At 60.6% G+C, this 20,881-nt stretch carries 22 protein-coding genes; 12 read left to right on the top strand and 10 right to left on the bottom strand.

The window, feature by feature from the left end; translation table 11 throughout:
• Positions 1-167 precede the first annotated feature (167 nt).
• Both AC2FF8_RS14990 and AC2FF8_RS14985 read left to right on the top strand, forming a co-directional pair.
• The gene (locus AC2FF8_RS14990) at positions 168-1,769 is read left to right on the top strand and encodes a BCCT family transporter (RefSeq protein WP_170346692.1); all 1,602 of its coding nucleotides are present in this window, start codon (positions 168-170) and stop codon (positions 1,767-1,769) included.
• A 342-nt stretch (positions 1,770-2,111) separates the two neighbouring features.
• Positions 2,112-2,864: a class I SAM-dependent methyltransferase gene (locus tag AC2FF8_RS14985; protein ID WP_425079986.1), complete on the top strand. Its 753-nt coding sequence runs from the start codon at positions 2,112-2,114 to the stop codon at positions 2,862-2,864.
• 164 nt (positions 2,865-3,028) lie between these two features.
• On the opposite strand, the gene rpsO is transcribed toward AC2FF8_RS14985, so the two are convergent.
• The 6 genes from rpsO to rbfA form a co-directional block, all read right to left on the bottom strand.
• Positions 3,029-3,298, bottom strand: a complete 270-nt coding sequence (gene rpsO / locus AC2FF8_RS14980; RefSeq protein WP_152459381.1) for a 30S ribosomal protein S15 — start codon at positions 3,296-3,298, stop codon at positions 3,029-3,031.
• A gap of 143 nt (positions 3,299-3,441) precedes the next feature.
• Entirely contained in the window at positions 3,442-4,455 is a 1,014-nt protein-coding gene (locus tag AC2FF8_RS14975; RefSeq protein WP_496880083.1) for a calcium-binding protein, read from the bottom strand.
• A 94-nt stretch (positions 4,456-4,549) separates the two neighbouring features.
• A complete protein-coding gene (locus tag AC2FF8_RS14970) occupies positions 4,550-5,053 on the bottom strand; it encodes a DUF1643 domain-containing protein (protein WP_170346689.1) in 504 nt (167 codons plus the stop codon).
• Positions 5,054-5,074: 21 nt separating this feature from the next.
• On the bottom strand, positions 5,075-5,980 hold the full coding sequence (gene truB, locus AC2FF8_RS14965; RefSeq protein WP_170346688.1) for a tRNA pseudouridine(55) synthase TruB: 906 nt from the start codon (positions 5,978-5,980) through the stop codon (positions 5,075-5,077).
• A 60-nt stretch (positions 5,981-6,040) separates the two neighbouring features.
• On the bottom strand, positions 6,041-6,778 hold the full coding sequence (locus AC2FF8_RS14960; protein ID WP_170346687.1) for a phosphodiester glycosidase family protein: 738 nt from the start codon (positions 6,776-6,778) through the stop codon (positions 6,041-6,043).
• Complete coding sequence (gene rbfA, locus AC2FF8_RS14955; RefSeq protein WP_152459376.1) at positions 6,775-7,170, bottom strand: 30S ribosome-binding factor RbfA; 396 nt, start codon at positions 7,168-7,170, stop codon at positions 6,775-6,777. The genes AC2FF8_RS14960 and rbfA overlap by 4 nt, the downstream gene beginning before the upstream one ends.
• A 91-nt stretch (positions 7,171-7,261) precedes the next feature.
• Between rbfA and dapB the strand changes: the two genes are divergently transcribed.
• Together dapB and AC2FF8_RS14945 are read left to right on the top strand one after the other, a co-directional pair.
• Positions 7,262-8,071, top strand: a complete 810-nt coding sequence (gene dapB / locus AC2FF8_RS14950) for a 4-hydroxy-tetrahydrodipicolinate reductase (protein ID WP_496880082.1) — start codon at positions 7,262-7,264, stop codon at positions 8,069-8,071.
• A gap of 39 nt (positions 8,072-8,110) precedes the next feature.
• Entirely contained in the window at positions 8,111-8,794 is a 684-nt protein-coding gene (locus AC2FF8_RS14945) for a DUF2306 domain-containing protein (RefSeq protein ID WP_496880081.1), read from the top strand.
• Here the strand turns inward: AC2FF8_RS14945 and AC2FF8_RS14940 are convergent.
• From AC2FF8_RS14940 to tmpA, 3 genes are read right to left on the bottom strand one after another with little or no spacing between them, the layout of a single operon-like run.
• Complete coding sequence (locus AC2FF8_RS14940; RefSeq protein ID WP_496880080.1) at positions 8,781-9,449, bottom strand: ureidoglycolate lyase; 669 nt, start codon at positions 9,447-9,449, stop codon at positions 8,781-8,783. The two genes, AC2FF8_RS14945 and AC2FF8_RS14940, sit on opposite strands and share 14 nt — an antisense overlap.
• Positions 9,446-10,036, bottom strand: a complete 591-nt coding sequence (tmpB, locus tag AC2FF8_RS14935) for a (R)-1-hydroxy-2-trimethylaminoethylphosphonate oxygenase (RefSeq protein WP_170346683.1) — start codon at positions 10,034-10,036, stop codon at positions 9,446-9,448. The genes AC2FF8_RS14940 and tmpB overlap by 4 nt, the downstream gene beginning before the upstream one ends.
• Positions 10,033-11,169: a 2-trimethylaminoethylphosphonate dioxygenase gene (gene tmpA, locus AC2FF8_RS14930; protein WP_496880079.1), complete on the bottom strand. Its 1,137-nt coding sequence runs from the start codon at positions 11,167-11,169 to the stop codon at positions 10,033-10,035. Before tmpA ends, tmpB begins: the two co-directional genes overlap by 4 nt.
• A gap of 98 nt (positions 11,170-11,267) precedes the next feature.
• Between tmpA and AC2FF8_RS14925 the strand changes: the two genes are divergently transcribed.
• Positions 11,268-12,122, top strand: a complete 855-nt coding sequence (locus AC2FF8_RS14925; protein WP_496880078.1) for a LysR family transcriptional regulator — start codon at positions 11,268-11,270, stop codon at positions 12,120-12,122.
• A 4-nt stretch (positions 12,123-12,126) separates the two neighbouring features.
• Here AC2FF8_RS14925 and AC2FF8_RS14920 read toward each other — a convergent pair whose 3' ends face one another.
• Positions 12,127-12,309, bottom strand: a complete 183-nt coding sequence (locus AC2FF8_RS14920) for a DUF1674 domain-containing protein (RefSeq protein WP_425079993.1) — start codon at positions 12,307-12,309, stop codon at positions 12,127-12,129.
• A gap of 88 nt (positions 12,310-12,397) precedes the next feature.
• Here AC2FF8_RS14920 and AC2FF8_RS14915 point away from each other — a divergent pair, with 88 nt between their 5' ends.
• The 7 genes from AC2FF8_RS14915 to AC2FF8_RS14885 all read left to right on the top strand — a co-directional run bounded on the left by AC2FF8_RS14915 (position 12,398) and on the right by AC2FF8_RS14885 (position 20,870).
• Positions 12,398-13,657: an RsmB/NOP family class I SAM-dependent RNA methyltransferase gene (locus AC2FF8_RS14915; RefSeq protein WP_496880077.1), complete on the top strand. Its 1,260-nt coding sequence runs from the start codon at positions 12,398-12,400 to the stop codon at positions 13,655-13,657.
• Between the two features lie 90 nt (positions 13,658-13,747).
• Positions 13,748-15,487 (top strand): heparinase II/III family protein, encoded by a 1,740-nt coding sequence (locus AC2FF8_RS14910; protein ID WP_496880076.1) that lies wholly within the window; start codon positions 13,748-13,750, stop codon positions 15,485-15,487.
• A 22-nt stretch (positions 15,488-15,509) separates the two neighbouring features.
• Positions 15,510-17,099, top strand: a complete 1,590-nt coding sequence (gene purH / locus AC2FF8_RS14905) for a bifunctional phosphoribosylaminoimidazolecarboxamide formyltransferase/IMP cyclohydrolase (RefSeq protein WP_257599489.1) — start codon at positions 15,510-15,512, stop codon at positions 17,097-17,099.
• A complete protein-coding gene (lspA, locus tag AC2FF8_RS14900) occupies positions 17,099-17,575 on the top strand; it encodes a signal peptidase II (RefSeq protein WP_170346676.1) in 477 nt (158 codons plus the stop codon). The genes purH and lspA overlap by 1 nt, the downstream gene beginning before the upstream one ends.
• A gap of 50 nt (positions 17,576-17,625) precedes the next feature.
• A complete protein-coding gene (locus AC2FF8_RS14895) occupies positions 17,626-18,141 on the top strand; it encodes a DUF3035 domain-containing protein (protein ID WP_257599488.1) in 516 nt (171 codons plus the stop codon).
• 81 nt (positions 18,142-18,222) lie between these two features.
• Positions 18,223-19,563 carry a M16 family metallopeptidase gene (locus AC2FF8_RS14890; RefSeq protein WP_496880075.1) on the top strand — a complete coding sequence of 447 codons (1,341 nt, stop codon included), beginning with the start codon at positions 18,223-18,225 and terminating at the stop codon, positions 19,561-19,563.
• Positions 19,560-20,870 (top strand): M16 family metallopeptidase, encoded by a 1,311-nt coding sequence (locus AC2FF8_RS14885; protein ID WP_496880074.1) that lies wholly within the window; start codon positions 19,560-19,562, stop codon positions 20,868-20,870. Before AC2FF8_RS14890 ends, AC2FF8_RS14885 begins: the two co-directional genes overlap by 4 nt.
• Positions 20,871-20,881 lie beyond the last annotated feature (11 nt).

Below are 20,881 nucleotides of genomic sequence, written 5' to 3'. Positions count from 1 at the left end.
ATATTGGCAATCGAATGCATTTTGTAAAAATATGAAGGCAGTATAAGCTTTTATCATGAAGCCCGCGGTCGAAATGACGGAAACGCGCCAAGGGGGTTAACAAACTCATTCCCGTCCGCCGACCGAGTACCTTGGCGTTTGCAGTCAGCGAACAGAAGGGCAATCGAATGGCACAGACAAAGAAGATGCTGGATCCGGATCCCCGGATTTACGACTTCGAAACGGAATATGAACTAGGGCAGGACAATGTCCGGCCGTTTGGCTTGGACATCCACAACCCGGTCTTTCTGATCTCGAGTATCATGATCTTTGCGTTCGTTCTGATCGCATTGGCCAACCAAGAGGCGGCGGCCTCGTTCTTCGGATGGCTCCGGCCCTGGCTGACCAGCACGTTCGATTGGTTTCTGGTCCTTTCGGTTGATGCAATCACCCTGTTTTGCCTGGTTCTGATCATCCTGCCCGTCGGCAGTGTCCGGATCGGCGGCAAGGACGCCAAGCCTGATTATTCCTACGCCGGATGGATCGCAATGATGTTCGCCGCCGGTATTGGTATCGGTCTTTTGTTTTTCGGAGTGATGGAGCCGGTCTATTACAATTTTGCCGAGGGCGGAAACGCGGCACCGCTGGGCATTGATATCGCGGTGCCTGGAAATGAATATGCCGGTGTCGTCGGAACCATTCACCATTGGGGGCTGGAAGGCTGGGCGGTTTACGCCGCAGTCGGCCTGAGCCTGGCAATCTTCAGCTACAACCTGAACCTGCCCCTGACCTTGCGTTCGGCCTTCTATCCGATCCTTGGAGAACGGGTCTGGGGATGGTGGGGCCATATCATCGACACGTTGGCGGTTTTTGCCACGTTGTTCGGATTGACCACATCGCTCGGTCTGGGTGCTCAGCAGGTTGCCGCTGGCCTATACGAGGTCTTCGGCATCGAACCCAGCCCCACCGTCGTGGTTCTGCTAATCATCGGCATTACGTTGATTGCGCTGGGCTCGGTTCTGCTGGGCATGGATGCGGGCGTCAAACGGCTGAGTGAGATCAATATGGTCATGGCCGTGGGGCTGTTCCTCTTCGTCATCGCTGTAACGGGCATCGGCACGGCAATCGCGCGGTATTTCAGCGTGATGACCGACTACGTGCTGCACCTGCCCGCGCTGTCGAACCCGTTCGGACGAGAAGACACCAGCTATTTCCACGGTTGGACGACCTTCTACTGGGCGTGGTGGATCGCATGGTCACCCTTTGTTGGCATGTTCATAGCCCGGATCTCGAAGGGTCGAACGGTGCGCGAGTTCATAATCTGCGCGCTGCTGGCGCCGACAGCCGTCTGCGCCCTGTGGATGTCAACCTTCGGCGGCGCCGCCATCGACATGTTGAACGCAGGCGGAGCGGAAGGCGTCCGCGCGACCGTGATTGACAGCTACGCCCCCGAGGGAGCGTTGTTCGGCTTCCTGAAGGAACTGCCGCTGTACAGCATCGTAGCCCCGATCGCGCTTGTCCTGATCGTCATCTTCTTCGTCACTTCGTCCGATTCAGGGTCGTTGGTGATCGACACGATCACGGCAGGCGGCAAGATGGACGCGCCCGTGGTTCAGCGTGTGTTCTGGTGCACATTGGAAGGCCTGGTTGCCATCGCATTGCTGTTGGGAGGTGGTCTTTCCGCGCTGCAAGGCGCGGCGGTTTCAACCGGCATTCCCTTTACGCTGGTGGTTCTGATGATGTGCTACTGCCTGTGGCTGGCGTTGAAATCAGAAAAAGCGAAAATGTGAAGGCGCGCATTCTTCCAGGATCGAGGCGCCCACCGATTGGTGGGCGCCTTCGGTTTTGTGAAGCCAGCGTAAGGTGAAATGATCTGCGCGGTGTCTTGACCGCAATCATACACCCGCCAGCGCGAACAAAACCGCAAGGGTCGGGCGCAGCGTTGGATGCCGGATGCCGAACACCCGGGCGCAGGTTGTCATTGAAGCCGGGAAGCTGCCAACTTTGCGTTGACCGGGAAAATGCCCGCTTTGCCGCGTGTTCCGGGACGCTGCTATCGCGTTGACATTGAATACTCAGAATAGGACGTTCACGCGAAGAAAACCGCTTTCAGCCACCCTTCGGAGGAACAAGTGTCAATTGTTGATGTCCTGGCTGCGCGCCTGATCGAAGATGTCAAATCCAATGACCTGTCAGGACGCTTTCTGATGCTGGGGCGGCAGGATTGGATCGGTGCGCGCCGGTCTACGTCCGCCGCATTGTTCAGGGAAACCTTGCAGAAATACCTGCCCGGAGTGGCCGAAGCTGACCTTCGCAACCCGGATGATGGATACTCGGAAACATTCTTTCGAAAACTTGGATTCTCGGAAGTGGATTCGCTGGATTTTTCGGACTTCGAAGGTGCGAGCATCGTTCAGGATCTCGCGGGGGATTTGCCTGAAAATCTGGTTGGTCGGTTTGACGTTATCTATGACGGTGGAACCTGCGAGCACGTGTTCGATTTGCCGACCGCCTACCGGAACATTGACAAGATGCTGAAGCCCGGGGGTGTGTTTATCGCACATTCGCCATCGAACAACTGGATCAATCACGGCTTCTATCAGATTTGCCCAGAGATCGTGTACGGCTTTTGGGTAAACGCCATGAACTATGAGGCTCTGAAATGCGTGTGGCAGCCATTGAGGCCATACGCTGCTCGTGACGTGGTGAAAATGACGGACCCCAACAAGACAAAGAAACGTCCGCGACCGCTGGGAACTTTTGGTCCGGGATTGCCTGTTCTTCTGGATTATGTGGTTCGAAAACCTGTTGCCGGCACCAAGACAAGTGCAAATGTGTCGCAAAGTGACTATGCCACGCGTTGGGAAAACACGCAGAAAGCCTAAAACCAAGTGCCGCAACGGACATTCCCTGACCGTCGGGGAATGTCCAGTTGCTCTGGCAAGTTAAGGGGGGGGGTATCGCTTGCGGTGGATCCGACGGAAAACGCCCGCCGGTTGGCGGGCGTCGAACCGGAATACCCGGTTTCAGGTCATCTGCAAAAAAGCGTTTAGCGGCGGATGCCCAGCTTTTTGATCAGGTCCTGGTAACGTGCTTCTTCTTTGCCTTTCAGATAGTCCAGCAGCTTACGGCGCTGGGCAACCATCTTCAGCAGACCGCGACGACCGTGGTTGTCTTTCTTGTGGGTCTTGAAGTGCTCGGTCAAAGTGGTGATGCGCGAGGTCAGGATGGCAACCTGTACTTCAGGCGAACCGGTGTCGCCCTCTTTGGTTGCGAATTCTTTCATGACGCGTGCTTTTTCTTCAGCAGTGATCGACATCGGGGTCTCCTTCAAAGGTTAGAGTTGATGGCGCAGGCCGGGATGTCGTCCAGCACAGGCCCATGGAGAAAACCGCACCGATTCCGATGCGGATGGGCGCGTATAGGCGCATTTTCACCAAATGGCAAAGGGAATTTGCGGGATCAGACCATCTGCCCGTACTGGGCCAGTTGCGCTTCGGTGATCAATTGAATGTCGGCCACCGACATACCTTCGGCCCCGTATACCTGCGCCACTTCCTGACCGTTGATCATGACCCGCGTCAGGTTGGCATTTTCCGCGTCGGGTTCCACCTCAATCTCCGGGTCGGCCTCATCCTCCCAGGTGACAAGCAGCTTGTCCTCGCCGGGTTGGAAGCCCATGACGGTGACGTCTTCGTCACCCGGGCTCAGCACGATGTCATCGGCGCCCTGCCCACCGGTCACCACATCCCCGCCGCCTGCCACAATGGTGTCGTCACCGTCGCCGCCGTTCAGGAAATCCTTTTCGGCTGCGCCCTCTTCGATGCCAAAGACAAAGTCGTCGCCGTCGCCGCCAAAGACAGTATCTTCACCTGCGCCACCGTTCAGCGCATCGTCTCCGAACCCGCCCTGCAACGCGTCATCATCGGCCCCGCCCGTCAGAGTATCGTCACCCTGACCGCCGTAAAGCTCGTCTTCGCCTTCGCCGCCATCCAGGGTGTCGTCCCCGAAATGGCCGAACAGGGCGTCGTCCCCCTGATTGCCGAACAGAAAGTCGTCATCCGCCTCTCCGTGCAGAACATCATCACCCTGACCGCCCGCAATCGTATCCGTACCGTCGCCCCCGTGCAGAACGTCGTCGCCCTGGCCGCCGTCGATGGTGTCATCGCCGCCAAACCCGTTGATCTGGTCAACACCGTCCTGACCGGTGATCTGGTCCGGGCCATCGCTGCCGGCAATCACGAGATCTCCTTCGAATTCAGAGATTACGGTTCCAGTGGATGGGGTTTCGATGTCGGGGTTTACCGGGTCTTCGACGTTTTCGCCAATCTCAAGAAACTCTCCGGTGTCGGGTTCAGTTTCTGCGTCATCATTGGGGTCGTCCTCTGATACGTCCTCGTCTTCGATCAGCATGTCGCTCATCGCGTACGCGGCACCGCCGATGGCGGCGAGTCCGATCAATCCGGCCAGAAACATGACACCTCTCCGATCGCAGAATGCTCCGAGGGTGAACATCCCACGCAATCGGCGGTCGGGTCAAAGTCAAGTTATTGAAATGGTTAATACTTTATCACCATTGCTCGGGCTGTTGGCTGTAGGCGATATAAAGCGGGTGCTTGGGGTGGCCGTCTTTGGTCAAGCCCAGATGGAACAGCGGCTGGCCGGTCCGGCGCAGCAGGGTTTCCACCGCCGGGCCCCGGTCCAGATGCGCACCATGGGTGCCCCAGGCGGCGATGACCTGATCGGCCCACCGAACACCTTCCAGAATGGCGGCGTCATTTTCCGGGCCTACCGGATCGGCAGCGGCACGCATCTTGCGCGGATCGGTGTCGCGCCAGGCAAAGATGTTGGTCACCTGAAACGCGCCGAACCCCAGCGCCCGGGCACGGCGTTCGCAGCGTTCCACCGTCGGGTCGTTCTGCACTTCGGTCGCGGTAGACGGGTTCAACATGACAAACAGCGCCTTGCGCCCTGCCGGGTCCCACACACGGGTCAGGCTATAGCGGTATTTCTCGCAGTCGGAATAGATGGCGGTCGAGGGCGCATCGCCCTTGGTGTGCGTTCGGGTGATCATGCTTTTCGCCTAACACGTGGTTCAGGCGGCGAACACCCGGCTGGGATGCAATTCGCCCGATTTGTAAACCCCCACGGCCACGGCCTTGCCATCCAGCGAGGCCCATGCCTCGTCGCCGTATTCAACATCCGAGGCCAACACCATACCCGGGTTGCCATTGCGCAGGCGGGTTGCACCTTCGGGGGTGCATTTGAGCTCGGGCAGGTCCGACAGGCCGGCTTCCAGCGGGTGCAGATAGTCGTCCAGCGCCGTGGTCTTTGCCATTTCGTCGATCTGTTCGATGCTCAACCCGTCTTCGGCCTCGAACGGTCCGGACCAGATCCGGCGCAGTTCCCGGACGTGGCCGTGGCATCCCAGCGCTTCACCCAGATCGCGGGCGATCGAGCGGACATATCCGCCCTTGCCGCAGGTCATCTCCAGCACCACGTGATCTGCGTCGGGGCGGTCGACAAGGATCAGTTCCTCGACCCAAAGGGGCCGTGCTGTCAGTTCAACGTCTTCGCCATCGCGGGCCAGTTTATAGGCGCGCTGGCCGTCGATTTTCACGGCGGAAAACTTGGGCGGGACCTGCATGATGTCGCCCAGAAACGGGGTCAACGCCTGCTTGATGTCTTCATCTGACGGACGCGCATCGCTTTCGGCAATCACTTCGCCCTCGGCATCGTCAGTGTTGGTGGCCTGACCCAGACGGACAGTGAAGGTGTAAGCCTTCAAAGCATCCGTGATGTAGGGAACGGTCTTGGTCGCCTCACCCAGGGCCACGGCCAGAACGCCGGTGGCCTCGGGGTCCAGCGTGCCCGCATGGCCTGCCTTCTTGGCATCCATCGCCCAGCGCACCTTGTTGACCACGGCGGTCGACGTCATGCCCGCGGGCTTGTCCACCACCAGCCAGCCGGAAATGTCGCGACCCTTGCGTTTGCGTCCCATAAAGCACCTTCAATCTTGCTGAGGCGCGCGACCTAGCGGATCGCCATCGCCCTGTCAATTTCAAGGTGCGTCTTCGACCACACCCACGATCGGTCCCAGCGAAAACCCGACATCGGACCGATTGTTCGCGCGGTCATACATGCGAGAGATATTGCCGTCGAAGAACAGCGCATTCGGAGTTTCCAGCACGTCCCGGAACAGGCGGCCGAATTCGTGGAATGTGACGTAATCTTCGGAAATCGCAAACACCGCCCGGGTGCCATCGGCGCTGGTGCCCACCCCGTTGCGCACATAGTGCGAGGTCGAATCGGGCAGGAACCGGGGATGCAACTCGCCATCGATCACCAGCATCGGGCCGGATTGGCTGGCGAACCGGCAGTCGGGGGCCTGATCGAGGAAATCCAGCGTCTCGAACACATCAGCCCGGCCCTCGCGGATGCAGAACACGCCGTTGGGCAGCAGGCCGAAATTGCCGGGGCCGGGGTTGGAGATCACCCGCATGACCTCTTTGCCGTTCTCGACATAATGGCCGACGGGCGACCGGTCATCGTGATACATGCCCGCGTTCATGGCAAAGGCCAGACGCTTGCCGCCGGGGGCCAGCGCCTCGTTCACCGACGAGAAATGCCCCAGCAGATCCCCGTTTTCGTCGTTGAGAAACAGGCGCAGGTCTTCGTTTGCCGCGTCGACTTCGCAGACGGTATAGCGCTTGTCATCATAGGTCAGCTTTTCGCAAGTGACCGCAGAGGCTTGCGCGGCCCAGACAACCGCGCCCAATGTGACAAGTGCCCGGATCACTCGTCCAGATCGCGGCGCACCGCGTCCTGTTCGAACATGCGGCGGGTGTCGTCCAGACGGTCGAACGTGTCATCAAGGCGGAACCGCAGATCGGGCGAGAATTTCAGGCCGACCTTCTTGCCAACCATGCGCCGAAGTTCACTTTTGTTGCGGGCGAGCAGATCGATCACGTCCTCCTGCCCCTTGCCGCCCAAGGGCAGCACATAGGCGGTGGCGATCTTCAGATCGGGCGAGGTGCGTACCTCACCCACTGTGATCGACATGCGGTTCAGGTCGGGGTCGTGGACATCTCCGCGCGCCAGAACCTCGGACAGGGTGCGGCGGATCAGTTCGCCGACGCGCAGCTGTCGTTGGGACGGGCCGGGGCCATCGTGGAATTTATTCTTTGCCATAATCCCCGATCTAAGCGCAAACCGGGGCTTTGCCAAGCGGGCGCGAACGGGGTAGGAGGCTTTGAGCAGTTTGCAGCAAGGGAATACCGCCATGACCCATATTCCGGGTATCGTCATCACAGGGGCTTCGGGCCGTATGGGGCAGATGCTGATCAACACCGTAAACGACAGTGATCAGGCGCGTCTGGTCGGCGTGGTCGAGCGCACGGGGCATGACTGGGTCGGTCAGGATGTGGGCGAAGCCATGGGTGGCCAGGCGCTGGGCGTCAAAGTTACCGATGACCCGCTGGAAGCCTTCGCGCAGGCACAGGCGGTGATCGATTTCACCGCACCCGAGGCGACGCTGGACTTTGCCGCTTTGGCCGCGCAGGCGCGCTGTGTGCATGTAATCGGGACAACCGGCATGACGGATGAGCAGATCGCCGCGCTGGAACCGGCCTCGCGCCACGCGGTGATCGTGCGGGCAGGGAACATGAGCCTTGGCGTCAACCTGCTGGTGCAACTGACCAAGAAAGTCGCGGCTGCACTGGATGAGGATTTTGATATCGAAATCATCGAAGGGCATCACCATCACAAGGTGGACGCACCATCCGGCACCGCTCTGATGTTGGGCGAGGCCGCTGCCGAGGGACGCGGCGTCAAACTGTCGGAGGTGTCCGACCGGGGTCGCGACGGCATCACCGGTCCCCGCAAACGCGGAGATATCGGTTTTCATGCCATACGTGGCGGCGACATCGTGGGCGAGCATGACGTGTTGTTCGCCGCCCCCGGTGAACGCATCGTTCTGCGCCATCTGGCCAGCGACCGCGCGATTTTTGCCCGTGGTGCGCTGAAGGCGGCGCTGTGGGGGCAGGGGAAGGCGCCGGGCCAATATGACATGGTGGATGTGCTGGGGCTGTGAGCCATAGACGAAGCGGTCGCCGACGCTAAGCTTTGATTCATGAGGATTCGGCGCTCTGGACTGGCAACCGGCATTTTGCTTGCGGTGTTCTACCTGACACTGCTGCCTTTCGTTGCGCATGGCGTTGGAATGATCGGCGATGGCCTGTCGCAGGACGCCGCCCGGCGCAGCTATCTGTTCGCTGATGGCGAGAATGTCGGCAATGCCGCGATGTTGGTGCACATTCTGGCAGGTAGTTTTCTGGTCGTACTCGTCCCGCTTCAACTGCTGAAGGGGCTGCGGCTCAGGTACAATCGGTTTCACCGCGTGATGGGAGCCTGTCTGGTGGCGCTGGCATTGATCACCGGGCTGGCAGGCATGAGTTATATTCCCCTGCGCGGAACCATCGGCGGGCCGCTGATGTCTGCCGCCTTCTTTCTGTACGGGCTGTGTCTTTTCACGGCCGCGCTGATGGTGGCGCGCAGGGCTTTGGAAGGGGATCGCGCAGGACATTGGGCATGGGGATTGCGGCTGTTCTGGCTGGCGCTTGGATCCTGGCTTTACCGCGTGCATTACACATTGTGGTATCTGCTGACCGGCGGGTGGGGGTCAGAGCCCGATTTCTCGGGCCTGTTCGATCTGATTCAGAATTTCGCGTTCTTTGTACCGTATCTGCTGGTCGTACAAATCTGGATCGCCCGCAACCGTGCCACTCATCAAAATGCCCTGGTCACAGGTTCCTGATCTTGTCGGCCCGCAGGGGACACGCGAGGTAGACGCCGAATTCTGTGCCGATATCCGCGCTGACCCGCGCGTGAACGGCTCCTTGTCGGTCAAGGAAGCGCTGGTTGTCCTCAACCGGAAAAATCCCTTCGTGCCATATGCCGGGATGGATATAGAGCCCCCTTGATCCGTCACACCAGAATGCCACCACCTTGTCCGGCGTCAGATTGTCGCCGGCCAGGGCCACAGGCACGATGAAGGGCTTGTTGTCCAGCGGCCAGAACATCTGCCCGCCGTCGGGGTGATAGTTCATATGCCACAGCAACACTTGATCCCGCGGTGCTGTTTTCCGGTCGGTTTGTGCCTGTTGGGGGTCGGCGGACCAACCCAGCACGTAATGGCCTTTGACCGCCTCGTTCTCACCGTAAAGCACGTCACCCTGCCAGTCGCATTTGAACGTGCCTTCAACCCAGCCGCCTTCGTCACCCGTGCCGTCGTCAATCGGTCGCCAGCCCTGCTGCGGCCAGCGTACGATCTCGATTTCAAAGGTTTCGGGGTCGTCGACCAAACAGCCGTACCCCTTGACCGATGTGTCCGTCGCACGGATCAGGGGAACTTCGTGCCACGGCAGCGAGGGTTTCGAACTGGCCTCGAAGATGTACTCGGGTGCGGTCATGATGCACCCAGATGCCTGTCGACCATGCGCTGAACCATCGGTGCGAAATGGGCGAAATCCGGTGTCTCCATATCCGCGCGTTTGCCGGCCTCATCCAGATACCGGACCTGAATGATCTCTTTCAGGTTCGGATTGGATTCGAACGCGGCGACTTCTTCGGCGCTCATCGGGCCGCCTTGCAGCTCCAGGGTATGGACCGAGGCGGCGGAGAGGCGGTTGAAATATTCGGGCTTGGTGGCGCAGAGATACCGCTTGGCGGCCACGTGATATCGACAGCAATCGGTGATGACCGAAGGGAAGAACTGCTCCAGCACCTCAGCACCCGCATCCTCGTGGTGGCGGTCTTCGGTATCATCGGGGTGGTAGGTTCCGAATTCGGACGTGAAATGGCCGATATCATGCAACAAGGCACCGACGATGATCTCTTCAGGCTGGCCGTTCTGTTCGGCGATGGTGGCGCCTTGCAGCATGTGCTGGGCCATGGTGACGGGTTCGCCAAGATATTCCTCACCGCCGCGGCGGTCGAAGATATCCCCGATGAAGGCGACGATATTGTCCCGGTTCAGGGTCGAGAAATCGGGCTTCATTCCGCTGCCTCCGGTTGTGTCATCTCCATCGCCGCCAAAGTCGACAGCAACCCGTCCTTGTCGGCGTAGCACCCCTGCAACCAGCGCGACCCCGCACCGGAATAGCCCAGCCTTGCATGCAGGACACGGGTGTTGTCGACGATGAAACTCTCGCCCGGCTCCAGTTTGAACGACACGCCCATGGCCGGGTCGTCGATGATCTCGCCCAGTTGGCGATAAGCCGCATAGTAGGCTTCCATCCTGTCGAAAGGCACGTCCACGAAAGGCGCGGAGGAGCGGTTGTTGAACCGGATCCCGACCAGTTCGCCATCCGGCGACAATTCGATCATCGGACGGCGAGACCGCAGGCAGACACCGTCAGACCCCTTGTATTCGAACCGCGCCGGGTAGCCTGCCAGCAGCGCAAAACCTTCGGGGTTCTGCGCACGCAGCTTTTCGGCAGCGCGAAAGCCGTCGACAACGATCGAGTCGCCCCCTTCGGCGCTGTTTTCCAGACAATAAAGGATTTGCAGCGTCGGCACAGGGTCGCGATAGGGGTTGTCGGTGTGGGCCTGCAAGCCAAGCCCGGTATAGGCGAGGTTGGTCGGGTTCACTTCCGTCCGAACCTCGAAATAAGGGCCATAATTGGTTTCGCGGACATAGCCGAACAGGTCGGCCACTTTCAAAAGCGACTCTGGTTCGGTTGGCCCGCCCGTCAGCCTGGCAAAGCCGTAACGCGCCACAGACGCCAGCCAGTTGCGTTTGGCCGCAGGGCTGGCATGAACCTCGTTCCAGTCGCCAGAGGGTGCGGCGATCCCGCCTTCCCAGGTGATGATGCCGGGGCCGGTGCGGCCCAGCGTATCGTCCCGTTCGCAATCATAGTTGTGTTCGGCCAGCCATTCAGCCGGGAAGGTAACGGTTTTGTCTTCGGGCTGGAACGTGACCTGAAGGCCGCCCGCGACAACCTCGGCTGAACTGACCGAGATGTCAGCAGGGATATCGCCGATGGTGATCAGCCGCTGGCCGTTGCCCGGGGCACGGGTTTCCGGGTCCAGCGCGTTGTCGCGCAACCAGACGGCGTGAAAGCGGGCTTGCGGTCCTGTGTCGAACGCGACGGTGACGACCGAACTGTCATGGGTGGCGGTGCGCAGCATTGGGGTCTCCTGTTCGGCGCGAGCTTTGGTTGAGCAGATACGCTGTTCATGGCATTACGACAATTAATCCTTATTTCGGCTGAGGCTTGGAAAATCTAATGGCTAAGAAAAAGATCGGTCTGCCGCCGTTGGACTGGTTGCGCGTGTTCGAGGCAGCCGGACGTCTTGGTGGGTTCTCGGCAGCAGCCAAGGAGTTCGGGCTGACGCAGGCCGCTGTCAGCCAGCGGATCGGCAATCTGGAAGCCTGGCTGGGCCGATCCCTGTTCGTGCGCGAGGCGCGGGGCGTGTCACTGACGGTTGAAGGTGAAAGCTATCTGCCCTTGGTGCAGGACAGCCTTCGTGCGCTGGAGCGCAATACCGAGGATCTGTTTGGCAAATCCCCGCGTGAGTTGCGCGTGGCCGGGTTGTCGTCGAACATCCACGCATTGGTTCTACCGGCGCTGACCCGGTTTCACGAGATGCAGCCCGGGGTTCGAGTGATGACCGACTCGGTCGCGCGCCGGTCGTCTTTGGACGAAGAACGAACCTGGCTGCAAATCCGATATGGTCGGGGCATCTGGGCCGGGCGTGATGCCGCCCTGATCGCGCCCGAGGTCCTTGCACCGATGGCGCCGCCGGGTGTCGACTGGGGCGCCCCATTGATCGATCTGCGCGGAGAACGCCCCGGCTGGAGAGAGTGGAGCCAGAAAAACGGCCAGCAGGACCTGCCGCCTTCAAAAACCAGCTTTGATTCGATGGAACATGCGATCTCGGCTGCGCGGCGCGGCATGGGTGTGGTGTTGGGATCGGTTCCGTTGGCCTTTGCCGACCTGCAAGAGGGGCGGTTGCGGCGGCTGGATTTACCCGAATTGCACACCAAAGACGGGTACTGGCTGACCTGGCCTGAAGACCGGGCGAAGTCCAGAAAACAGCGTGCCCTGATCGAGGATTTCCTGAATGCGCTGCGTGGTTGACCGTTCAGAAGTCGATGGCGATGCCCTTCTTTTCCCAGTCACCGTAACGGGCCGGGTCCGGCCCGTCTCGGCCACCCAGCTCTTTCGGCAATTCCTGGGCCTGGGCCGCGGCTTTGCGGCGGCGTTCTTCCGCTTCGGCCAGGGCGCGCTGCGCGGCGGGGGGCAAGTCTTTGCGGTCGTCAGTCATGACATCGGGTTCCTTTCCGTGCGCAGTCTTGATATACGCCCGCGTCCGCCATTGGCAATGCGGACGCAGGTCACATGAAGGCGGTACAATGTCTAACAGCGCAACAGCAGCACGGCGCAGCGCAATCTATCTTCTGGATCAGGTTCTGGGCGAAGGTCGCCTGCTGGCCGAGTGTCTGGCGGCGGGTGCAGTGGATCGCTTGGAACCCGAGGATCGCGCGCGCGCTCAGCGACTGGCGTTGGAAACACTGCGTGGGCTGGAACGGGCCGACCGCCTGCTGGCCAACCACCTGAACCGAACACCCGCTCTGACGGTCCACAACGCGCTGAGACTGGGTGCGGTCGAACTTTGCAACGGCGAAGCCGCCCATGGCGTCGTCAATTCCATGGTCGAGATCGTCAGCCGTTCGCGCAAGCATGGTCGCCTCAAGGGGTTGGTGAATGCCGTTCTGCGCAAGGTTGCGGCAGAAGGCCCCGAGGCGTGGCCGAAGATGCGCGTTCCGCGTTTGCCGGACTGGTTGCGTGAACCGATGATCGCAGCGTGGGGCACGGATGCCGTTACCGGAATGGAGCAGGCACATTTCGCGGGTGCGCCACTGGACCTTACCTTGAAACCCGGGGCGGAAGGCCCTTCAGGCGAGATCCTTCCGACCGGGTCGGTGCGGTTGCACGATGCGGGTCAGGTCTCGACCCTGCCGGGGTACAAGGCCGGAGACTGGTGGGTGCAGGACGCCGCTGCGGCTTTGCCGGTTCGCGTTCTGGCCCCGAAGGCGGGCGAAAAAGTGCTGGATCTCTGCGCGGCCCCAGGTGGAAAAACGATGCAACTTGCGGCCGCAGGGGCTGATGTCACGGCATTGGATGTGTCGGAATCACGGATGGAACGGGTGCGCGAAAACCTTGCAAGGACCGGCCTGAAGGCGAAGGTCGTTGTTGGCGATGCGCTGGAACACGAGGGCCAGTACGACGCGATCCTGCTGGACGCGCCGTGCTCGGCCACAGGTACGATCCGCAGGCATCCTGACTTGCCGTTTGCCAAGGACGGTTCGGAATTCGGCGGTCTGATCGAACTCCAGTCGCGCATGTTGGCCCACGCGTGGGGCTTGCTCAAACCCGGTGGGCGTCTGGTCTATTGCACGTGTTCCCTGCTGCCGGACGAGGGCGAAGTTCAGGTTGAAGAGGCGCTGGACATGTATTCGGACATGAGCGCGGATCGCGACGCGCTGAACGTACCCGGTGTTGAAACGGATTGGATCACTGAAGAAGGCGGCATGCGATTGCGCCCTGATTATTGGCCGGATCGGGGCGGTATGGATGGGTTCTATATCGCGTGCCTGACCAAATCCGTCTGAACGCACGCTTTTCGATGACTTGACGACCGGCGCGGTCTATCGTTGGGTCTCAAGCGCCAGCAGAGCGCAAGGGGCAGAGTAACACGCGTCATGTCGAAATCAGACACCATGACCAGCCGGTGGATGCGGTTTCAGAACCGTTTCTATGCGCGCCTGAGCCAGCGGCAGAAGGCGGTCACAGGGTTTGTTGCGCAACCGGATCCGCGCTCGGTGGGTTCGTTTGCACGTGGGCGGCAACTGGTTGCCGGAAACCTGTTGTTCGCAGGCTATCTGGTCGAGGCCGAAGATACAGGGCTTTGGGACGTCACCGCCCCCAGTGCCGGCTTTGACGAAGAACGTCACGGTTTTGCCTGGCTGGATGATCTGGCTGCGGTCGGAGACATGCGTGCGCGGGAAAAGGCGCAGCGCTGGGTCTGGGGATGGATCGAGGCGCACGGGCGCGGGCAAGGGCCCGGCTGGGTGCCTGATCTGACCGGACGACGGGTGATGCGCTGGATCAACCACGCGCTTTTTCTGCTGCGAGGGGCGGATGAAAAACAAAGCAAGCTGTTTTTCCGCTCGCTTGCCCAACAGACATGGTTTCTGTCCAAACGCTGGCATGCCGCGACCCCGGGTCTGCCCCGGTTCGAAGCGCTGGCTGGGCTGGTACAGGCCGGGCTGGCGCTGGAGGGGCTGGAGCACATGGCCGACCCGGCCCTGCGCGCCCTGGCCGGAGAATGTGACCGTCAGGTCGACGCGCAAGGCGGCATTCCAACACGCAATCCGGAAGAACTGCTCGAGGTCTTCACATTGCTCAGCTGGACATCGGCGGCGCTGAGCGATCTTGGGCGCGGCACGCCTGCCGCTCAGGCCAATGCGATCAAACGGATCGCGCCGACCCTGCGCAGCCTGCGCCACGCGGACGGGGCCTTGGCACGGTTCCATGGTGGCGGGCGCGGTGTCGAGGGACGTCTGGAACAGGCTCTTGCGCAAAGCGGCGTCAAACATAAGGCGGCAACCGAATTGCCGATGGGCTATGCCCGGCTGGCAGCCGCACGCACCTCGGTGATCGTGGATGCCAGTGTGCCGCCTTCCGGAGCGGCCTCGTACAATGCGCATGCCTCTACTCTGGCGTTCGAGTTGACCTCGGGGCGGCGGCCGCTGATCGTGAACTGCGGGTCGGGGGCCAGTTTCGGGCTGGAATGGCGCCGCGCCGGACGGGCGACGCCGTCGCACTCGACGCTTTGCCTGGATGGGTTCTCAAGCGCCCGGCTGGCCAGCCCGGTGCCGGGGCGTGAAGCTCAGGCGCTGGTTGACGCACCGCAAGAGGTGCCCGTTGATTTCGAGGATGCGTTCGAGGGCATCCGCTTCATGGCCGGGCATGATGGATACGCAAAGGTCTTTGGCCTGACCCATGCGCGTACATTCGAATTGCGATTTGACGGTCGGGAACTGACCGTTGAGGATATTCTGCTGACCGCGACCGACAAGGCGAAGCGACAGTTTGACAAGGCGATGGATGCTTCGGGCCTCAGGGGCATCGGCTATGACATCCGGTTTCACCTGCATCCGGATGTCGATGCGGCGCTGGATTTGGGCGGGGCGGCGGTGTCGATGGCGCTCAAAAGCGGTGAAATCTGGGTTTTCCGCCATGATGGCGTTGGAAAATTGTCCGTCGAGCCAAGCGTTTACCTTGAAAAAGGGCGTTTAAAGCCACGCGCGACAAAACAGATCGTTCTATCCGGGCGCGCAATGGAGTATGCGACGCGCACCCGGTGGACTCTGAGCAAGGCACAGGACACAGCCTATGCCGTGCGCGATACGCACCGGGACGAGCCCGAGTTAGACTGACGCCAAAAGGACCTTTGGACCCATGACCGATCTTCACCCCGTGCGCCGCGCGTTGCTTTCCGTATCCGACAAAACCGGGCTGATCGAGCTGGGCAAGGCGCTGGCCGAGCGCGGGATCGAACTGCTGTCGACCGGCGGCACGGCCAGGGCGTTGCGTGATGCAGGGCTTGCGGTGAAGGATGTCAGCGAGATCACCGGCTTCCCCGAGATGATGGATGGTCGGGTCAAGACCCTGCACCCGATGGTGCATGGTGGCCTGCTGGCGCTGCGGGACAACGACACCCATGTTGCTGCGATGGAAGAACACGGCATCGGTGCGATCGATCTGCTGGTTGTGAACCTCTATCCGTTCGAGGCAACCGTGGCCAAAGGCGCGGGTTATGACGAATGCATCGAGAACATTGATATCGGCGGTCCGGCAATGATCCGCGCGGCCTCCAAAAACCATGCCTTCGTGAATGTGGTTGTGGATGTCGAGGACTATTCCTCGCTGCTGGATCAACTGGAAGAAAACTACGGCAAGACTTCCTATGGTTTCCGTCAGTGGCTTGCGCAAAAAGCGTATGCGCGTACCGCGGCCTATGACACGGCTGTGTCCAACTGGATGGCCGACGCGCTGGAGCTTGAAGCCCCGAAACGTCGCGCCTTTGCCGGTGAATTGAAACAGACCCTGCGCTATGGCGAGAACAGCCATCAGCAGGCGGCGTTCTACACCGACGGCACAAACCGTCCGGGCGTTGCGACCGCCGTGCAGCATCAGGGCAAGGAACTGAGTTACAACAACATCAACGACACCGATGCGGCCTTTGAGCTGGTGGCCGAGTTTGACCCCCAGCAGGGCGCCGCCTGCGCCATCATCAAACATGCCAACCCCTGTGGCGTGGCCAGGGGTGCAACCCTGCTTGAGGCCTACAAGGCTGCCTTCGACTGCGACCGCACCTCTGCCTTCGGCGGTATCGTGGCGTTGAATCAGCCTCTGGACGCCGAGACCGCGCAGGAGATCACCGGGATTTTCACCGAAGTCGTGATCGCTCCGGGCGCATCGGATGAGGCCAAGGCAATCTTTGCCGCCAAGAAAAACCTGCGCCTGCTGACGACCGAAGCGCTGCCGGATGTGACCGCCGGTGGGAAAACCGTGCGTCAGGTGGCCGGCGGGTTGCTGGTGCAGGACAAGGATAACGGCTTTGTCGGCATGGATGATCTGAAAGTTGTGACCAAGAAGGCCCCGACCGACGAACAGATGCGTGACCTTTTGTTTGCCTGGAAAGTGGCCAAGCACGTCAAGTCCAACGCCATCGTCTATGTCAAAGACGGCGCCACCGTGGGCGTCGGCGCGGGCCAGATGAGCCGTGTGGACTCGGCCCTGATTGCCGCCAAGAAAGCCGAACGTATGGCTGACGTGCTGGGCTTGGCCCAACCGCTGACCATCGGCTCGGCCGTTGCGTCGGACGCGTTTTTCCCCTTCCCTGACGGCCTGATGGAAGCGGCCGAGGCGGGCGCAACCTGTGTGATCCAACCGGGTGGGTCCATGCGTGACGATGAAGTCATCGCCGCCGCGGATGAGGCGGGCCTTGCCATGGTCTTTACCGGCATGCGCCATTTCCGTCACTGATGCGGTCACGCCTGCTTCTCTGGGCGGCGCTGGCCGCCTTTGCGATCGACCAGATCAGCAAATACCTGGTCGTTCACGTCATGCGCGTGGCCGATCAGCCCGGCGGCATCGATGTTGTGCCGCCGCTGCTGGTGTTCAAATACGGCGAGAACCGGGGCATCAATTTCGGCCTTTTCCAAGGAAACTCGGAGGCCGCGCGCTGGATTCTGATCGGCGTTTCCGTGGCGATCTGTGTTGGCGTGCTTGTCTGGCTCAGCCGTGCAGCCCATTCAAGGCTGATGCTGTTTTGTGGCGGCCTGCTGATTGGCGGTGCGCTGGCGAATGTGGTGGATCGGGTTCTTTACGGCTTTGTTCTGGATTTCCTGAACATGTCCTGTTGCGGCATCAACAATCCGTTTGTTTTCAACCTCGCAGATGTCTTCATATTTGCAGGAGCCATCGGGCTGGTGCTGTTTGACGGCAAAAAGGCCTCGTGACGCGCGGAATGATATGCGATAAAAGCGCCTGAAACAGGCTGGAGACACCAATGCGGATGCCGCGCGCCCTATTTGTTTTGACTGTTGCCGCTGCGGTTGCGGCGTGTTCGAATCCGGGTCTTCGGGATCTGGAGCCTCCGGGTCCGGGGCCGGATGAGTTTTCCGTGCTGCCGGTCAAGCCGCTGACCCAACCTCAGGACTATGCGTTCTTGCCTGCACCCACGCCGGGTGGCGCGAATCTGACGGATCCGAACCCAAATGCCGATGCGGTGGCTGCGCTGGGCGGAAATGCATCTGCGCTGAACCCGAATACAGCTGTGCCATCCTCGGATGCAGCGCTTGTCACGGCCTCCAGCCGCTATGGTGTTTCCCCCGATGCGCGGCAGGTGGTCGAGGCTGATGACGCCGCGTTCCGCAAACGGCGGGGGCGTTGGACAGGTCTGCGCCTGTTCCCGGTCGACCGCTATGGTCAGGTTTACGAAAAACAATCGATCGATCCGTTCGCGGAAACAGAAGCTGCCCGTCGGGCCGGGATCGAAACCCCTTCTTCGCCGCCGGGTGAATAATTCTTAACTTTCCGTCATCGGGCTTGAACCCGGGCCGCGTCACCGTAGTTTGAATACCAGAAACGAAACGGAGGATGCCCCATGGTTCGGGCCCTGGCCTTGTCGGCTGCCCTGATCGCTGCCACCCCGGTTTTTGCCGAGGACGGGAAAGAAGCGGTCACCACATTCACATTGGACAACGGAATGGATGTCGTCGTGGTCGAAGACCACCGCGCACCGGTCGTACAACACATGGTCTGGTACCGTGCCGGATCCGCAGATGAGCCGATCGGATCCTCGGGTGTGGCGCATTTTCTGGAACACCTTCTGTTCAAAGGCACCGACACGCTGGCCCCGGGTGAGTTTTCGGCCACCGTCGCAGCCAATGGCGGCAACGACAACGCCTTTACCTCGTATGACTACACCGCATATTTTCAGCGTGTCGCGGCCGACAGGCTAGAGTTGATGATGCGGATGGAATCCGACCGGATGCGAAACCTTCGGCTGAGCGAAGAGGATATTCTGACCGAACGGGACGTGATTCTTGAGGAACGCAACCAACGTACCGAAAACAACCCGCGCGCCCTGTTCGGCGAACAGATGAGTGCGGCTCAGTATCTGAACCACCGCTACGGCGTTCCGATCATCGGTTGGATGCACGAGATGGAAGAACTGGACATGGAGGACGCGCTGTCGTTCTACCAGACCCATTATTCGCCCAACAACGCCATTCTGGTGGTCACGGGTGACGTTGATCCCGACGAAGTCCGCGCGCTTGCCGATCAGTATTACGGTGTGATTCCCGCCAATCCGGACCTGCCCGAGCGGGTGCGGTCACAAGAGCCGCCGCAAACAGCCGAGCGTCGCCTGACCTTCAAGGACCCGCGCGTCGCCCAGCCTTACGTTCAGCGCAGCTATCTGGCCCCGGAACGCGATCCGGGCGAACAGGAAAAAGCGGCGGCTCTGTTTCTGCTGGCTGAATTGCTGGGTGGAAGCACCACCTCTTATCTGAACGAAAAGTTGCAGTTTGATCAGCAGAAGGTCGTCTATGCCGGGGCGTTCTATCGTGGTGTTTCGCTGGATGACACGACCTTCGATCTTATCGTCGTTCCGGCCGAGGGTGTTTCCCTGCAAGAAGCCGAAGACGCCATGGACCAGGCCGTGGCCGACTTCATCGCCGAAGGTGTGAACGAAGACGATCTTGAGCGCATCAAGATGCAGCTACGCGCCGCCCAGACCTATGCGCGCGACAATGTGGACGGCATCGGCAACCGCTATGGCCGGGCCCTGACCAGCGGTCTGACGGTCGAAGACGTGCAGGCCTGGCCCGAGATCCTTCAGGCCGTGACCGGTGATGAGATCATCGCCGCAGCCCGCGAAGTTCTGCAACCCGAGGCGTCTGTTACCGGCTGGCTGATGCGCGATGACGAGGTGACGCAATGAAACGGTTTATTGCAACGCTGGTTGCCTGCCTGGTCGCCCTGCCGGCTTTGGCCGAGATCGAGATCGAAGAAGTGACCTCGCCCGGTGGCATCAAAGCCTGGCTGGTCGAGGACCATTCCATCCCATTCACCGCGCTGGAACTGCGGTTCCGTGGCGGCACGTCGCTGGACGACCCTGACAAACGCGGCGCGGTCAACCTGATGAGCGGGCTGATCGAAGAAGGCGCGGGCGATATGGATGCGCGGGCCTATGCGCGTGAACTGGAGGCTCTGGCGGCTTCGTTCCGATACAATGCCGGCGACGATGCAGTTTCGATTTCCACGCGTTTTCTGTCCGAGAACCGGGATGAAGTGGTCGATTTGCTGCGCACGACGATCCACGAGCCGCGTTTTGATCAGGATGCGGTTTATCGGGTGCGCGCCCAGATTCTGTCGGGCCTGCGCTCGGATCAGACTGACCCGAACGAAATCGCAAGCCTCACCTTTGCGCAGATGGCCTACGGGGATCACCCCTATGGATCCGAAGGGAAAGGCACCATCGAAAGCGTCTCGGCCCTGACCCGTGACGACGTGGTCGCGGCTTATGAAGGCGTCTTTGCCAAGGATCGCCTGTACGTGGGGGCCGTTGGCGATATAACGGCAGAGGAACTGGGGATCCTGCTAGATACACTGCTCGGCGACTTGCCGGACACCGGCAAGCCCATCCCCGGCAAGGCCGAGGTGAACATTCCCGGTGGCGTCAGTGTTGTCGAATTCGACACGCCTCAGTCCGTGGCCTTGTTCGGTCAGGCCGGGATTGATCGGGATGACCCGGATTTCTTTGCGGCCTTCGTTCTGAACCACATTCTTGGCGGCGGCGGGTTTGAAAGCCGGCTGATGCAGGAGGTGCGCGAAAAGCGCGGCCTGACCTATGGGGTCGGGACCTATCTGGTGCCCAAGGATCTGGCCTCGGTCTATCTTGGGTCCGTGTCCTCGGCCAATGACCGTATCGCCGAAGCCATCGACGTAATTCGCGATGAATGGGCGCGCGCGGCCACTGAAGGCGTGACGCAAGAGGAACTTGACGACGCCAAGACCTATCTGACCGGCGCCTATCCGCTACGGTTTGACGGCAATGGTCAGATTGCCGGGATTATGGTTGGGATGCAGATGGAAGGCCTGCCGATCGACTATATCGCCACCCGGAATGACAAGGTGAACGCGGTGACATTGGAAGACGTAAACCGCGTTGCTGCCGGACTGCTTGACCCGGACGGTTTGCACTTTGTCGTCGTTGGCAAACCGGTTGGCCTGGAAACAACGAACTGAACCTGTGGGGG

It is taken from the genome of Ruegeria sp. YTSA144 (assembly GCF_059610125.1).
This window is presented reverse-complemented; position numbering and strand designations above follow the sequence as displayed.

Excerpts from the sequence above, each read along its gene's own strand:
- AC2FF8_RS14945 (WP_496880081.1), top strand. The coding sequence starts at position 8,111 with ATGAGGATTCGGCGCTCTGGACTGGCAACCGGCATTTTGCTTGCGGTG.
- AC2FF8_RS14890 (WP_496880075.1), top strand. The coding sequence starts at position 18,223 with ATGGTTCGGGCCCTGGCCTTGTCGGCTGCCCTGATCGCTGCCACCCCG.
- tmpB (WP_170346683.1), bottom strand. The coding sequence starts at position 10,036 with ATGAAGCCCGATTTCTCGACCCTGAACCGGGACAATATCGTCGCCTTC.
- rbfA (WP_152459376.1), bottom strand. The coding sequence starts at position 7,170 with ATGGCAAAGAATAAATTCCACGATGGCCCCGGCCCGTCCCAACGACAG.
- AC2FF8_RS14920 (WP_425079993.1), bottom strand. The coding sequence starts at position 12,309 with ATGACTGACGACCGCAAAGACTTGCCCCCCGCCGCGCAGCGCGCCCTG.
- truB (WP_170346688.1), bottom strand. The coding sequence starts at position 5,980 with ATGGGACGCAAACGCAAGGGTCGCGACATTTCCGGCTGGCTGGTGGTG.
- AC2FF8_RS14970 (WP_170346689.1), bottom strand. The coding sequence starts at position 5,053 with ATGATCACCCGAACGCACACCAAGGGCGATGCGCCCTCGACCGCCATC.
- AC2FF8_RS14975 (WP_496880083.1), bottom strand. The coding sequence starts at position 4,455 with ATGTTTCTGGCCGGATTGATCGGACTCGCCGCCATCGGCGGTGCCGCG.
- AC2FF8_RS14885 (WP_496880074.1), top strand. The coding sequence starts at position 19,560 with ATGAAACGGTTTATTGCAACGCTGGTTGCCTGCCTGGTCGCCCTGCCG.
- AC2FF8_RS14940 (WP_496880080.1), bottom strand. The coding sequence starts at position 9,449 with ATGACCGCACCCGAGTACATCTTCGAGGCCAGTTCGAAACCCTCGCTG.
- AC2FF8_RS14915 (WP_496880077.1), top strand. The coding sequence starts at position 12,398 with ATGTCTAACAGCGCAACAGCAGCACGGCGCAGCGCAATCTATCTTCTG.
- dapB (WP_496880082.1), top strand. The coding sequence starts at position 7,262 with ATGACCCATATTCCGGGTATCGTCATCACAGGGGCTTCGGGCCGTATG.
- AC2FF8_RS14990 (WP_170346692.1), top strand. The coding sequence starts at position 168 with ATGGCACAGACAAAGAAGATGCTGGATCCGGATCCCCGGATTTACGAC.
- lspA (WP_170346676.1), top strand. The coding sequence starts at position 17,099 with ATGCGGTCACGCCTGCTTCTCTGGGCGGCGCTGGCCGCCTTTGCGATC.
- purH (WP_257599489.1), top strand. The coding sequence starts at position 15,510 with ATGACCGATCTTCACCCCGTGCGCCGCGCGTTGCTTTCCGTATCCGAC.
- rpsO (WP_152459381.1), bottom strand. The coding sequence starts at position 3,298 with ATGTCGATCACTGCTGAAGAAAAAGCACGCGTCATGAAAGAATTCGCA.
- AC2FF8_RS14925 (WP_496880078.1), top strand. The coding sequence starts at position 11,268 with ATGGCTAAGAAAAAGATCGGTCTGCCGCCGTTGGACTGGTTGCGCGTG.
- AC2FF8_RS14895 (WP_257599488.1), top strand. The coding sequence starts at position 17,626 with ATGCGGATGCCGCGCGCCCTATTTGTTTTGACTGTTGCCGCTGCGGTT.
- tmpA (WP_496880079.1), bottom strand. The coding sequence starts at position 11,169 with ATGCTGCGCACCGCCACCCATGACAGTTCGGTCGTCACCGTCGCGTTC.
- AC2FF8_RS14910 (WP_496880076.1), top strand. The coding sequence starts at position 13,748 with ATGTCGAAATCAGACACCATGACCAGCCGGTGGATGCGGTTTCAGAAC.